The sequence below is a fragment of the Pseudomonas sp. ZL2 genome (assembly GCF_054788455.1).
The window spans coordinates 159,380-171,270 of the sequence record NZ_JBGOGX010000005.1 but is presented as its reverse complement, the minus strand read 5'-3'; the positions used below and the strand labels follow the sequence as shown (position 1 = coordinate 171,270).

The 11,891-nt window shown below is 58.5% G+C and carries 14 protein-coding genes; 6 read left to right on the top strand and 8 right to left on the bottom strand.

The genetic code is table 11. The annotated features are described in order from the left end of the window. Positions 1 to 20 precede the first annotated feature (20 nt). The gene (locus tag ABM562_RS08435; RefSeq protein WP_115085126.1) at positions 21 to 452 is read right to left on the bottom strand and encodes an Lrp/AsnC family transcriptional regulator; all 432 of its coding nucleotides are present in this window, start codon (positions 450 to 452) and stop codon (positions 21 to 23) included. A gap of 198 nt (positions 453 to 650) precedes the next feature. On the opposite strand from ABM562_RS08435, the gene ABM562_RS08430 reads away from it, so the two are divergent. The 4 genes from ABM562_RS08430 to ABM562_RS08415 all read left to right on the top strand — a co-directional run bounded on the left by ABM562_RS08430 (position 651) and on the right by ABM562_RS08415 (position 5,456). After that, a complete protein-coding gene (locus ABM562_RS08430) occupies positions 651 to 1,358 on the top strand; it encodes a YczE/YyaS/YitT family protein (protein WP_115085127.1) in 708 nt (235 codons plus the stop codon). Positions 1,359 to 1,465: 107 nt separating this feature from the next. Further along, positions 1,466 to 2,950 (top strand): AmmeMemoRadiSam system radical SAM enzyme, encoded by a 1,485-nt coding sequence (gene amrS, locus ABM562_RS08425; protein ID WP_115085128.1) that lies wholly within the window; start codon positions 1,466 to 1,468, stop codon positions 2,948 to 2,950. Then, complete coding sequence (locus tag ABM562_RS08420) at positions 2,947 to 4,071, top strand: trans-sulfuration enzyme family protein (protein ID WP_460421403.1); 1,125 nt, start codon at positions 2,947 to 2,949, stop codon at positions 4,069 to 4,071. Before amrS ends, ABM562_RS08420 begins: the two co-directional genes overlap by 4 nt. A gap of 68 nt (positions 4,072 to 4,139) precedes the next feature. Then, the gene (locus tag ABM562_RS08415) at positions 4,140 to 5,456 is read left to right on the top strand and encodes an aminotransferase-like domain-containing protein (RefSeq protein WP_460421401.1); all 1,317 of its coding nucleotides are present in this window, start codon (positions 4,140 to 4,142) and stop codon (positions 5,454 to 5,456) included. Here the strand turns inward: ABM562_RS08415 and ABM562_RS08410 are convergent. Together ABM562_RS08410 and ABM562_RS08405 are read right to left on the bottom strand one after the other, a co-directional pair. Next, positions 5,385 to 6,017: a LysE family translocator gene (locus tag ABM562_RS08410; protein WP_115085131.1), complete on the bottom strand. Its 633-nt coding sequence runs from the start codon at positions 6,015 to 6,017 to the stop codon at positions 5,385 to 5,387. The two genes, ABM562_RS08415 and ABM562_RS08410, sit on opposite strands and share 72 nt — an antisense overlap. A gap of 427 nt (positions 6,018 to 6,444) precedes the next feature. Beyond that, entirely contained in the window at positions 6,445 to 7,155 is a 711-nt protein-coding gene (locus tag ABM562_RS08405; protein WP_115085132.1) for a LexA family transcriptional regulator, read from the bottom strand. Between the two features lie 405 nt (positions 7,156 to 7,560). Between ABM562_RS08405 and ABM562_RS08400 the strand changes: the two genes are divergently transcribed. Together ABM562_RS08400 and ABM562_RS08395 are read left to right on the top strand one after the other, a co-directional pair. Beyond that, positions 7,561 to 7,848 carry a hypothetical protein gene (locus ABM562_RS08400; protein WP_115085133.1) on the top strand — a complete coding sequence of 96 codons (288 nt, stop codon included), beginning with the start codon at positions 7,561 to 7,563 and terminating at the stop codon, positions 7,846 to 7,848. Then, complete coding sequence (locus tag ABM562_RS08395) at positions 7,845 to 8,111, top strand: DUF3077 domain-containing protein (RefSeq protein WP_115085134.1); 267 nt, start codon at positions 7,845 to 7,847, stop codon at positions 8,109 to 8,111. Before ABM562_RS08400 ends, ABM562_RS08395 begins: the two co-directional genes overlap by 4 nt. Before the next feature lie 97 nt (positions 8,112 to 8,208). Here ABM562_RS08395 and ppa read toward each other — a convergent pair whose 3' ends face one another. The 5 genes from ppa to eutC all read right to left on the bottom strand — a co-directional run bounded on the left by ppa (position 8,209) and on the right by eutC (position 11,891). Next, positions 8,209 to 8,736, bottom strand: a complete 528-nt coding sequence (ppa, locus tag ABM562_RS08390) for an inorganic diphosphatase (RefSeq protein WP_007933577.1) — start codon at positions 8,734 to 8,736, stop codon at positions 8,209 to 8,211. A gap of 91 nt (positions 8,737 to 8,827) precedes the next feature. Then, positions 8,828 to 9,643, bottom strand: a complete 816-nt coding sequence (locus ABM562_RS08385) for a M90 family metallopeptidase (RefSeq protein ID WP_460421397.1) — start codon at positions 9,641 to 9,643, stop codon at positions 8,828 to 8,830. 9 nt (positions 9,644 to 9,652) lie between these two features. Beyond that, a complete protein-coding gene (locus ABM562_RS08380; RefSeq protein ID WP_115085136.1) occupies positions 9,653 to 10,303 on the bottom strand; it encodes a DedA family protein in 651 nt (216 codons plus the stop codon). A 210-nt stretch (positions 10,304 to 10,513) separates the two neighbouring features. Next, complete coding sequence (locus tag ABM562_RS08375) at positions 10,514 to 10,972, bottom strand: GNAT family N-acetyltransferase (RefSeq protein WP_115085137.1); 459 nt, start codon at positions 10,970 to 10,972, stop codon at positions 10,514 to 10,516. Between the two features lie 94 nt (positions 10,973 to 11,066). Continuing rightward, positions 11,067 to 11,891, bottom strand: a complete 825-nt coding sequence (eutC, locus tag ABM562_RS08370) for an ethanolamine ammonia-lyase subunit EutC (RefSeq protein ID WP_115085138.1) — start codon at positions 11,889 to 11,891, stop codon at positions 11,067 to 11,069.

Genomic DNA, 11,891 nt, shown 5'->3' with positions numbered 1-11,891 from the left:
CTGAAGATCGATGTCGCGCTTCACGGCGCCAGTTTTCGTCGCTCGATGGGTTCTGACAGTACGATGCTGGTGCGTGTCTCCCCAAAGGGATTGATCCTGGCGATGGTGTTTTCGATATCAGCCATGGATTTGGCGTAGAGCCTGATCAGGTAAGAATCGTTACCCGTTACGTGCAGGCACTCGACGACCTCGGGTATTTCCTGAAGGAGGGCAATCAACTTGGTTTTGGCTGGCTTGAAGGTGGTCATGCCAACCACGGCCGAGATGCCGTATCCGAGTTTGACGGGGTCGACCTGGGCGCTGTAGCCCTTGATCACCCCGGCATCTTCGAGTTTGCGTAAGCGGTCAGTGGTCGCGGGGATAGAAAGACCAGCGTGCCGAGACAACTCGGTGATGGAAATTCGGCCCGAGGTCTGCACCGCGGCGAGGATTTTTATGTCTATACGGTCCATGTAGATTTCCTCTGGCAAAAGCAAAGAAATTAATGAAAAAGGTGTCTTTTTCATTAAAAAATAATGCATCAAAAAATAGTGCGATGCTAGTCTAATTTCGTCGCTCGAAGAGTCGCCTGGGAACGGCGTTGACATAATAAGAATTATTTCCCGGTCCGCGGATCACGGGCCAGGTCTTTCCTTGGAAATGGAGTTCGTATGGGGAATAAGACGCGCGGCTGCAATAACAATAACTACCCTTCGTTTCGCCAGTACCTCACCGGGCAATTATTTGGCTTTCGCCACTTGAAAGTTGATCAGGTGTGCATGTATCTGGTCGGTGTCGGCCTGTTCTCGCTGGGTGCCAAGTTGTTCATTATGAGTCACCTCGGAACCGACCCGCTGGATGTGCTTATTATTGCCTTCAATCAAATCCTGATGGTCGGCATGGGCGTCTGCTCGGCGATTGTGTCGCTGATCTTCCTGACCTGGTGGATGCTCTGGAACAAGAAATATCCGCCGATCAGCCCGTTCATCACGACCACCCTGACGGGGTTGTTGATCGATCTGTGGACGGTGCTCGACCTGGAGGGCCATGTGGTCCCCCACCTTAATGCCTATGCCATGTTGGCCCTGGGTTTACTGCTTTGTGCCTATGCCTCGGCGCTGATCATCATGAGCGGCGTTGGTATTCGCATCATGGACCTGGTGGTATTGACCATGGTCGCCAAATGGCGCTGGTCATTCACCCAGGCCAAGATGTTCATTGAAATCGGTATCTTTTCAACCGGCTGGTTGCTGGGCGGTCCGTTTGGTGTCGGGACGCTTCTGTTCCTGCTGGTGATCGGTCCGTTGATTCAACCATTCATGACCATCAATGCCCGGCATTTTTCGCTGACCAATCACGGCCTGGCCAGCGCCTCCTGATTTAAAACCATAACAACAACCCTCCTCGGCAGTCAGTGACTGGCGCGCGAGCGGCTGCGTACTTAACCGATGATGTAACTACTGTGCTGATGGATGAGGAATAAACAGTGAACGATCTCAATAATAAAACCTGGACCCTGCAAAGCACCCCGGCCAAGTTGGAAGAGCTGTTGCCGGACGGCGCAGTAAAGTGTCATCTTTCTCCGCGCAACTGTGTCATTCAGGAAGGCAAGCTCGGCTTTTGCAAGGTGCGTGGCAATCGCGGCGGACGCTTAGTTACATTGAACTATGGCAAGGGTGTTCATAGTACCGAGGAGACCATCGAAACCGAGGCTGTTTTCCACTTCGCGCCCGGTGAGCGGATTCTCTCGCTGGGTAATATCGGCTGTATGCTCAATTGTGGCTACTGCCATAACTGGAAAACCTCGCAGGCTAAATACGTTACCGATAAGGACGTTTATTACTACACCCCCGAACAGGTCGTGGAAACCGCGTTGCAGCACGGTATTCGCGTACTGTCGTGGACCTACAATGATCCAGTGGTCTGGCATGAGTTTATTCTGGACACGGCCAAGCTGGCCAAAGAAGCTGGCTTGATCAACCTGTACAAATCGGCCTTTTTCATCAGCGAGGAAGCGATCGATGAACTGTTGCCGGTCATCGATATTTTCTCGATCTCGCTGAAGTCCATTTCTCCCGAGTATTACCGCAAGGTCACCACCGGCTGGGTCGAGCCGGTGCTGGCGGGTATCAAGAAAGTCTATGACGCGGGCAAGTATGTCGAAGTCAGCACGTTGATGGTGACCGATATCAGTGATGACGAAGACACCGCACGCACGATCAGCCAGTGGGTCCTGGATGAGCTGGGCCCAGAGGTGCCGTTGCACTTTGTGCGCTTCCACCCCGACTACAAGATGAGCAACAGCATCCGCACACCGGTTGACCGGTTACTCAAGGCCAGGGACGTTGCCCGGTCGATGGGGGTCGAGCATGTCTATCTGGGCAACGTGAATGATGTCGACGGTACCAATACCAGTTGCAACAACTGCAGCGCCTTGCTGGTCACCCGCTACGGGCTGAACGCCAGGAATATCGGCCTGGATAGCCAGGGTTGCTGTACTCAATGCGGTCATGATGCCCACTTCAGGTTGTTGCCCGAGCTGCCCGCTGGCCAGCCGGTCGAGTTGCGCGAGGAGGCGTTGACTGCGTACGAGAAAAGGAAGTTTGGATGGCACGGCGACATCGTTTCATTGCACGCCCAGGTTCTCAACACCCTTGACCGGGAGCAAAGCGTGTACCTGCGTCGAAACTATGCCGATGGCCACAGCAGCGAGTGGAAAACCCTGACGCTGCGGCCGTTTGAAAGCTATCGGTTCATCATCGCGAAGGCTCGAGTGGACGAGTTGGGCCCTGAAGTCTGGCTGCCAGCGGGGGTGAATTCCAACCTGCATGAAGTGTTTGACCGCGCCCATTTTCCCACTGAATCGATCGAGGAAATCGGCATAGCGCAAAACGACATCACGCCAGCCGTCGGCTATGAAGGCAAACAGAACATGTATGAGCAAGTCATCAAACTGGTGAGCAAGGCATGAACATTTCGACCGAGATGTTGCACATCCGGGTGGATGACCATGGCGCTCAACCCGCGGTCACGCCCCTTTATCAATGCAGTGCTTTCAGCGCCGACTCGGCATTTTTCTATTCGAGAAAGGCGAATCCCAACGTCAGCGAGCTTGAACAAGTCGTTGCGGCCCTTGAAGGGAGCGAACATGCCCTGGCCTACGCCACGGGCATGAGTGCACTCTACATGGTGCTCGAACTGCTCAAACCGGGCGATTCGCTGGTGATCAACAGGCTTATCTACGGTTGTTCGTACAAACTTTTCCAGCGTTACGCAGCACGCCTGGGTGTGCAATTGAGCATCCTCGACCTGAGCTGTGCGCAGGGATTGGCAGCCTTGCCGGCGAAGGTCGACATGGTGATATTTGAAACACCGACCAATCCGTTCTTGAAGGATATCGACATCCAGGCTGTTTCGACGGCGGTCAAGAGCATCAATCCCCAGGCGTTGATCGTGGTCGACAACACCTGGGCGACGCCGTTGTTTCAAAAGCCGTTGGCCTGGGGCGCGGATATTTCGCTGTACAGCGCCACCAAGTACTTCTCAGGGCACAGCGATGTCATGGGTGGGCTGGTAATGGTCAATGACCCGGCACTTTACCAGCGCTTGCTGGAAGGGCGCTTTTATTCGGGTTCAATCCTGACGCCCCATAGCGCCTGGTTGTTGCGCAGAAGCATGCAGACCTTTGAGTTGCGCATGGAGCGGCACGGCAAGACCACCGTGCAAATGCTCAACTATCTGAAGGACCTCCCCTATATCGAGCGGGTTTACTACCCGCACATCGATGGCAAGCAGCTGACAGGCTATGGCGGGATCGTGTTTGTCGATATTCGCCGTGACCTGGTGCCGGTCTATAAAACCTTCACACGCTCGCTCAGATGGTTCGGAACCGGTACAGGCATGGCGTGTGTCACGTCGATGGTTGCCCAACCCTTTAGCGGCAGCCATGCGTCAATGACTGACGAAGAAAAAGCGCTGATGGGCATTGGCCAGGGGTTGGTGCGCTTGTGCTTTGGTCTGGAAGCGCTGGAAGACCTCCAGGATGACCTGCTGCAAGCGTTTCAGACGGCTGAGCAAGCGACACGCCAATAGCGCGCAAAAGTGTCGGCAATTGAACAACGGGCTCAGGTGGCCCGTTGTTTTTTTACAGGAGCGACAAGGTGTCGACTATCAGTGAATCTTCTGTTTTTGATGAGCCAGTGTTGAATGTCATTCATTTGTTGAACTCATTGACGGGCGAGCATCCGCAGGCAATTTCACTGGCCTCTGGCCGTCCGGACGATGAGCAATGCGATCCGGCGTTGATCGAGCGTGGCCTGGCCAGTTACACGCGGTATCTCGATCAACCTGCATCGGTGGCGACATTGCTGTGCCAGTACTCGGCAACGGCAGGGATCATCAACGAGTTACTGGCCGAGCACCTGCGGGTCGACGAAGGCTTGTGTCCGGTTGATCCGGACTGCCTGGTGGTGTGTCAGGGTTTTCAGGAAGCAGTGACACTGGCGCTGCTGGCACTGTTCGACAAGGGTGGGGTGCTATTGGTGCCTGACCCGGTGTTTTCCGGCATAACCGGGATTGCCAAACTGTTGAAGATCGAGGTTGTTGCCGTACCCATGGCCACTTTTCTCGACCCGCGCGCGTTGCGCCATTTCATCAGCACCGTGCAGTGTCAGGGGCGTAAGGTGCGGGCGATTTATGCCATTCCTGACTTCAGTAATCCGACTGCCGACAGCCTGTCCTTCGATGCCCGGCAGGCCATGCTGGACATCGCCCGGGCGTGCGATTTCTATGTGCTGGAAGACAATGCCTACCGTTACTTCAGGTACGAAGGCGATCGGCTGCCTGCGATGAAGGCACTCGACAGCGAGCGGGTCTTTTATCTTGGCTCGTTTGCAAAATCGATCTTCCCCGGCTTGCGCATGGGCTATGTGGTTGCACCGCAAGGCGTTCATGCACCCGAGTGGACGGCCAGATTGTGTAAAAGCAAAAGCCTGGTGAGCGTGCATACACCGGCGCTGTGCCAGGCGGTCGTCGGCGGTTTGCTGCTGGATAACCAGTTTTCCCTGGTGCAGTTGAACGCCGCTCGCGTGGCGGCCTATGCACGCAAGCGCGATTACATGCTTGAGTGCCTTGCACAGGCATTCGCCGATCAGCCCGGGGTGTCGTGGAATCGCCCGGCAGGCGGCTTTTTCATCAATCTGAAACTGCCCTTTGAATTTACCCAGGCGCAGATGAAAGAGTGTGCCATCGCCTTCAGGGTCATCGTTTTTCCGGTCGCGTTGTTCTCATTGTTGGGACACGGCACCCGGGAAGTCCGCTTGTCCTTCAGCAATGTGTCGCTCGAGCAGATCCGCGTTGCCATCGAACGCTTTGGCGCCTACGTCGATACACAGCTCGGTTGCGGTTCACGCAGCGCTACTGAGCATCACGCCACTGACGATCTGATACGCGCCGAGCAGGCTGATCGCGGTGCCTGAGCAGTAGTTGATCAGTCGCAGCTTTGCGCCGGACATCCTGGCTTTGAAGGCGGAGGAGAAGCCGCTCAACCCCAGCCACCATGCCGCAGAACCGAGAAAGATTCCGGCGACCATCAGTGCCACTGACAGGGTACTGCCTTGCTCGCCGCCGATACCGTCACTCATGGCGGCAAATATGGCGATGAAGGACAGGATCGTCATCGGGTTCGACAGCGTCAGGAACAAGGTGGTGGTATAGGCCGTGAGCATGTTGCTTCGCTCTCCCGTCAGGGACTCGGCTTTGTCTTTCGATCTGATTATCTGATACCCCACATACGCAAGGAACGCGCCGCCGAAGATACACAACCAGGGTTTCCAGCTGACCAGCGTGGCAATGAGCGCAGTAATGCCGAGCGCCCCGATAAAGCCGTAGATCGAGTCGGCGGTCGCCGCGCCCAGGCCAGTGGCAAAGCCTGCGCGCCAACCCTGGGAAAGACTGCGTTGAATGCACAGCAGGCCGATCGGTCCGACGGGCGCGGCGATGCAGAGTCCGATGATCAATGATTTGAAGAAAATCAGCATGGTGGCGCCTCCGTAAGTTGTTGATTAAAGATTAAGAGGAGTTCGCGCCTGTATTAATGAGGTTTTAAATGATTTTTGCGATTTAGCCGTCGAATTTAATGTAGTGCCGGGGATGTTCCTGAAAAATGAAAGCGTACCGGTAGCCTTGGAGATGAATGTCTTCCGGGCATATTCAGCAGGGGCGGGGGCGTGGAATCGCAGGCATTAAAAAGCCGGCTTGTGGCCGGCTTCCGGGGACGGGCTTGGCTAATTTTTGGTAAGCCGCAACCGCCTTAAAATCGTTGCTCCGGCGCTGGGGCCGGGAGGTGGCGGGCAAGCTGTGGGGTGCCGCGCCAGGGCCGCGGGCGGGCTGGGCCGCCGGGCTAAATGTGCGGCGTAGCATACTGGGATTGGCCGGCGATGCCCAGCAAAAAATCACCCCCGACGCTCAAGCCGGGCGGCTGTCGCGCAGGTGGCCCCACCAGAAAACCCAGCCGAGTACTTCCAGGCGCTGGGTCTTGAGTTGCGCCGGGCTGTAGGTTTCGGTCGGGTATTCGTCGCTGTCCTGACTGTGCAGGCGCAAGGCGCCGTTGGCGCGGCGGCTGAGGCTGTTGATGCGCAGGCGGCCGTTGTGCAGCAGGGCGTAGATTTCGCCTTCGACCACGCGGGTGAGGCTGCGGTCGACGGCCAGGGTGGTGCCGCGTGGCAGCAGCGGGCTCATGTTGTGCCCGGGCATGCTCAGGCACAGGGCGTCGCCAGGGTCGACTCCCAGGGCGTCGAGGGCGCGGATCGGCAAGCGCAGGTAGCGGTCATCAAGCGGTTTCAGCTGGCGGGCCTGGATACCGTAGAACGGCAGCTGGATGTCGTTGTAGTTGTGCGCCGCCAGCAGGCTGGCATCGGGGCCTTCGACGCCCGGGCGGGCGGCCTGGCTGTTGAGGCGCGGCAAGGGGTTGGGGTGCTTGGGGCCTTCGCCGTTGCGCAGCCAGCGGCTGCGCACGCACAGCAGTTCGGCGATTTCATCCAGGCGCGCCAGGGGCACGCCGCGTTTGAACCAGTTGTTGACATGCTGCGGCGTGACCTTGCGCTGTGCGGCAAAGTCGGAAGGGGACAGGTTGCACTCGCTCAGGAGCGCTTTGAGACGATCACCGGATGTATTCATGAGGCCCGAGTCTAGTGGGCTTGCATAGCCCGGGCTATAAACGCGAGGTTCATTTTGAGGGCGGGAAATTGTCTGGCTTACAGGTGTTTGCTTAGGCTGGTGTAGGAGGTTTCGCGGCAAAAAAATCCACTTAAATGGCGTTCGGAACTATCCTACGCACGCTGCTGCCTTTTCACTGTTGTTCGAAAAATGCATCGGGTCTAACTTCCTCGGGTCGCTTGTGGGCGACCGGGCGTGAGAAACCCGATGACATTAGAGCAGCCATGTTATGGCGGCTGTGCGCGGGCAGACTTCGGTCTGGCCGAGTTTCCTATGTCCTCGGTTTCTCACCCCGCGTACAGCTGCCACCCTAATCTTGTGAGAAGGATTGAGGTGGAGGCTCCTGAATTGACTGGGAGTTAAGCCATGAAGAAGATCGTCCCCGATCCACCGTATTCCGATATTTCCCGCAATAGCTTCACCACCCCTTATTTCTCCATTCACAGCGACCTGATCCCTCCTGATTCCCTGGCCTACGCCAGCGAACTGCTGCGCGGTATTCACGAAACCACCGACGAATTCTGCCGAACCCACGTCAATGAACCTGGTCAGGGCATGCTGATGAATGTGCTGCATTCGGCCGAGATGGCCAGGGCGCTGGTCGAGCATGCGTTGCGCAAGCTGCAGGCCGTGGAAGAGGGAGTAGTGGCATGAACGAGGATTCGTGCGACGAGACGGTAGGTGTCACAAGCTTTATCAGCAGCCAGCAATTGCCCATGGGGCTGTTTCGGATTACGCCAGGCGTGCCGTGTGATTACGCGCTGGAGCAGGCTTCAACCCTGCTGGGATGTGTGCACAAGCTGACCCGGGCCGGGGTTATGGATGAAGACGGCGACATGATGTGGGCCGCTTTTTATCTGAGCGGGTTCGCCAAGGCGATTGTTGGTGATGTGGGTTTGGGAATGAATAGGGCTTGAGAAGGTAGCTGCCTTTGCTGTGGGAGCGGGCTTGATGGGGTGTTCTTGCCCTGAAACAAAAAGCCCCGCATTTGCGGGGCTTTTTGTTGAGGGTTGCTTAGCCTTTGTAAGCTGCAACCGACTTGGTGATCGCGGCGCGAGCGGCGTCAGCGCCATCCCAGCCTTCGATCTTGACCCACTTGCCTTTCTCGAGATCTTTGTAGTTCGCGAAGAAGTGCTCGATCTGCTGGATCAGCAGGGCAGGCAGGTCGGTGTATTCTTTGACGTCGACGTACAGTTGCGACAGTTTGTCGTGCGGTACGGCGATGACTTTGGCGTCGCCGCCGCCGTCGTCGGTCATGTTCAGGATGCCGACCGGACGGGCGCGGATTACCGAGCCTGGAGCAACCGGGTACGGGGTAACAACCAGCACGTCGAGGGGATCACCGTCGTCGGCCAGGGTGTTGGGGATGTAGCCGTAGTTGGCCGGGTAGAACATCGGGGTGGCCATGAAACGGTCAACGAACAGGCAGTCGCTGTCCTTGTCGATCTCGTATTTGATCGGCGCGTGGTTGGCTGGAATCTCGATGGCGACGTAGATGTCGTTCGGCAGGTCTTTGCCAGCCGGAATCTTGCTGTAGCTCATTGGGCAGTGCCCCCATGTTTGGCCAAAAATTGGTCGCGATTATAGGCACATTCCAGCGCGCTTGCCACGCCCGGCCGGATGTCCGGCAGGCTCAGTCCTGCGCGTCCTGGTAATGCGGGTGATGGTGCTGCAGCTGCTGCAGGCGGGCGAGCGGGTCCTGGCGGTAGAAGCCGCGCAATTGCTGGTACACCGCGGGGTAGGCGTCGTTGAGCAGGTCCGGGGCGCTGAAGAAGTATTCGCTGGTGACGGCGAAGAATTCTGCCGGGTTTTCCGCGGCATAGGGGTCGATGGCGGTCTCGGCATCGGGGTTGCGGTCGAGCTGCCGGTTGAGGTCGTCGAAGGCTTCCTGCATGGCTTGGGCCCAGTCGCTGACGCGCAGGTCGCTGTGCAGCGGCGGCAGGCCGTTGGCGTCGCCATTGAGCATGTCGAGCTTGTGCGCCAGTTCGTGGATCACCAGGTTGTAGCCTTCCCAGCCGCCGCTGGCCAGCACCCCCGGCCAGGCGAGGATCACCGGCCCCTGTTGCCAGGCTTCGCCGCTGTGCTCGCCGTCCCACTCGTGCTCGATACCGCTGGCGTCGCGATGGCGCTGCGGGCTTACGAAGTCGTCGGGGTAGAGGATGATTTCGTGAAAACCCTGGTACCAGTTCAGCTCGCCCAGGTGCAGCAACGGCAGTTGCGCCTGGGCGGCGAGAAACAGCCGCTGCTCGCCGTCCAGCTCGACCCCGGGCAGGGCGCTGAGGTGCTTGTCGTGCAGGAACAACACGCAGGCTTCACGCAGCCACTGGTCTTCCTCGTCGCTGAGGCCATCGAGCATCGGCAGGCGCTCGCGCACCCGCTGCCAGCGCTGCGCGTCGAGCGGATGTCGGGCCAGGGTGCGACGACGGCGCCAGGCGCTCAGCGACCACATAAACCGGGCTTAGTGAACCTTGGCTTCATTGCGGCCCATGCGGCTGCGCACTACACCGATGATCATCGGCACCAGCGACAGCAGGATGATGGCGACGATCATCAGCGACAGGTTCTGCTTGATGAACGGCACGTTGCCGAAGAAGTAGCCGAGGGTGACCAGGCCGCCGACCCACAGTACGGTGCCGGCGACGCTGAAGCCGAGAAAGCGCGGGTAGTGCATTTTCGCGATGCCGGCGACGAACGGTGCGAAAGTGCGCAGGATCGGCAGGAAGCGCGCCAGGGTCACGGTCTTGCCACCATGACGCTCGTAGAAATCGTGGGTCTGCTGCAGGTAGTCGCGGCGGAAGATCTTCGAGTTGGGGTTGCGGAACAAGCGTTCGCCCGCCGTTCGGCCAATCACGTAGTTGGTGCTGTCGCCGAGAATGGCCGCAGCCATCAGCAGGCCGCCGAGCAGCACCGGGTCCATGCCGCCGCCCGCAGCCACGGCGCCGGCGATGAACAGCAGGGAATCACCCGGCAGGAACGGCATGACCACCAGACCGGTCTCGCAAAAGATCACCAGGAACAGGATCGCGTAGATCCACGGGCCGTAGTTGTTGACCAACAGGTCCAGGTAGGCGTCGAGATGCAGAATAAGGTCCAGCGGGTTGAAATCCATGTACAGCACCTGTGTTCTTGACCCGAGCGACGGGCTTGCGATGGCTGGCAGTGCGAATGCGGACGGTCGCTACCCGGAAGATGGGTAAAGTTTCACACACAATGAAGAGGCGCATTATACGGCTACGAACAGATTGTGCCTGCGCAGTTTGTAGCGGCGGATGTCGAATGGATGTGAACGGCAGGCATGGTGCCTGCCGTTGCGCTCGGATCAGTCCGAGTTGATAGGCAGGATGTAGCTCTTGAACTCGGTGTCTTCGTGAAAACCGATGGATTCGTAGGTTTTCATCGCCACTTCGTTGTCGCTGCTGGTGGACACCCGCAGGCGCACGGCGTTGGTTTCCTTGGCCAGCTTCTTGGCTGCGCGCATCAGGTGGTCGGCCACCAGCATGCGCCGGGAGTCTTCGGCGACATAGATATCGTTGAGGATCCACACGCGCTTGAGCGACAGCGACGAGAAGCTCGGATAGAGCTGGCAGAAACCCATCAGCTTGCTCTCGTCATCGTCCGGCAGGGCCAGGTAGATGATCGACTCGCCACGCTCCAGGCGTTTCTCGAGGAACGAGCGCGAGGAGTCCGGGTAGGGCAACTGGCCGTAGAACTCGCGGTATCTGACGAACAGCGGAACCAGTATGTCCAGGTGTTCCAGGGTTGCTTGGATGATTCGCATAAGCAGGCCTCAGAGTCCATGGGAGTTTACGGCAAGTCGCCGACAGCCTTGGTAGATGCTGCCTGAAAGCAATTAGAAAACGCAATCTAGGATCTCAAGGTTTACTCAGCAGGAAATTTCCGCTTTTCGGCGTATCCGAATCTGACTCAAGTGTTTGCACCTGGGCTTCATCCTTCAGATTGACCCCCGACAGCTGCCGCCGACAGGCCTCGCGCATCAGGTACAACAGGCGATGGGCAGCCATGCCGTAGCTCAGGCCTTCCAGGCGCACGTTGGAGATGCAGTTGCGGTAGGCGTCGGTGAGGCCGACCTTGGGATTGTAGGTGAAGTACAGCCCGAGGCTATCCGGTGAGCTCAGGCCCGGGCGTTCGCCGATCAGGATCACGGTCATTTTCGCCCCGAGCAGTTCACCCACCTCATCGGCTACTGCCACCCGGCCTTGTTCCACCAATACCACCGGTGATGTTGACCAGCCGTCGGCGGCGCTCTGTTCTTCCAGGCGGGCGAGAAACGGCAGGGTGTGGCGGTGCACGGCCAGGGCCGAGAGGCCGTCGGCGACGACGATGGCCAGGTCAACGCCACCGGGGTTGGCCTGGGCATGCTCGCGCAGCCGTTGTGCTGAATCTTCGTGCAGCCGGCGCCCCAGATCGGGGCGCTGCAGGTAGCTGTGGCGATCGGCGGCGGCGCTGTGCAGCAACAGGCTGTCACGCCCGCGCTCGCTCAACTGCTCGCGCAGGCCGGCATGGTCGAAGGCCAGGTGCACGGCATCGCGGGCCTGGGCGTGAGCGAACTGAAAGTCGAGCTGGGCGCCGGTGGGCAGGCTGGTGCCGGTGCGGCCCAGGGCGATGCGCGCCGGGGTCAGGCGGCGCAGCTCCAGCCAGGGATTGGCGCTGTTGTCGTGTTGTGGGGTGTTGGCCAT

Excerpts from the sequence above, each read along its gene's own strand:
- ABM562_RS08435 (WP_115085126.1), bottom strand. The coding sequence starts at position 452 with ATGGACCGTATAGACATAAAAATCCTCGCCGCGGTGCAGACCTCGGGC.
- ABM562_RS08430 (WP_115085127.1), top strand. The coding sequence starts at position 651 with ATGGGGAATAAGACGCGCGGCTGCAATAACAATAACTACCCTTCGTTT.
- ABM562_RS08420 (WP_460421403.1), top strand. The coding sequence starts at position 2,947 with ATGAACATTTCGACCGAGATGTTGCACATCCGGGTGGATGACCATGGC.
- ABM562_RS08410 (WP_115085131.1), bottom strand. The coding sequence starts at position 6,017 with ATGCTGATTTTCTTCAAATCATTGATCATCGGACTCTGCATCGCCGCG.
- ABM562_RS08405 (WP_115085132.1), bottom strand. The coding sequence starts at position 7,155 with ATGAATACATCCGGTGATCGTCTCAAAGCGCTCCTGAGCGAGTGCAAC.
- ABM562_RS08400 (WP_115085133.1), top strand. The coding sequence starts at position 7,561 with ATGAAGAAGATCGTCCCCGATCCACCGTATTCCGATATTTCCCGCAAT.
- ABM562_RS08395 (WP_115085134.1), top strand. The coding sequence starts at position 7,845 with ATGAACGAGGATTCGTGCGACGAGACGGTAGGTGTCACAAGCTTTATC.
- ppa (WP_007933577.1), bottom strand. The coding sequence starts at position 8,736 with ATGAGCTACAGCAAGATTCCGGCTGGCAAAGACCTGCCGAACGACATC.
- ABM562_RS08385 (WP_460421397.1), bottom strand. The coding sequence starts at position 9,643 with ATGTGGTCGCTGAGCGCCTGGCGCCGTCGTCGCACCCTGGCCCGACAT.
- ABM562_RS08380 (WP_115085136.1), bottom strand. The coding sequence starts at position 10,303 with ATGGATTTCAACCCGCTGGACCTTATTCTGCATCTCGACGCCTACCTG.
- ABM562_RS08375 (WP_115085137.1), bottom strand. The coding sequence starts at position 10,972 with ATGCGAATCATCCAAGCAACCCTGGAACACCTGGACATACTGGTTCCG.
- eutC (WP_115085138.1), bottom strand. The coding sequence starts at position 11,891 with ATGGCCAACACCCCACAACACGACAACAGCGCCAATCCCTGGCTGGAG.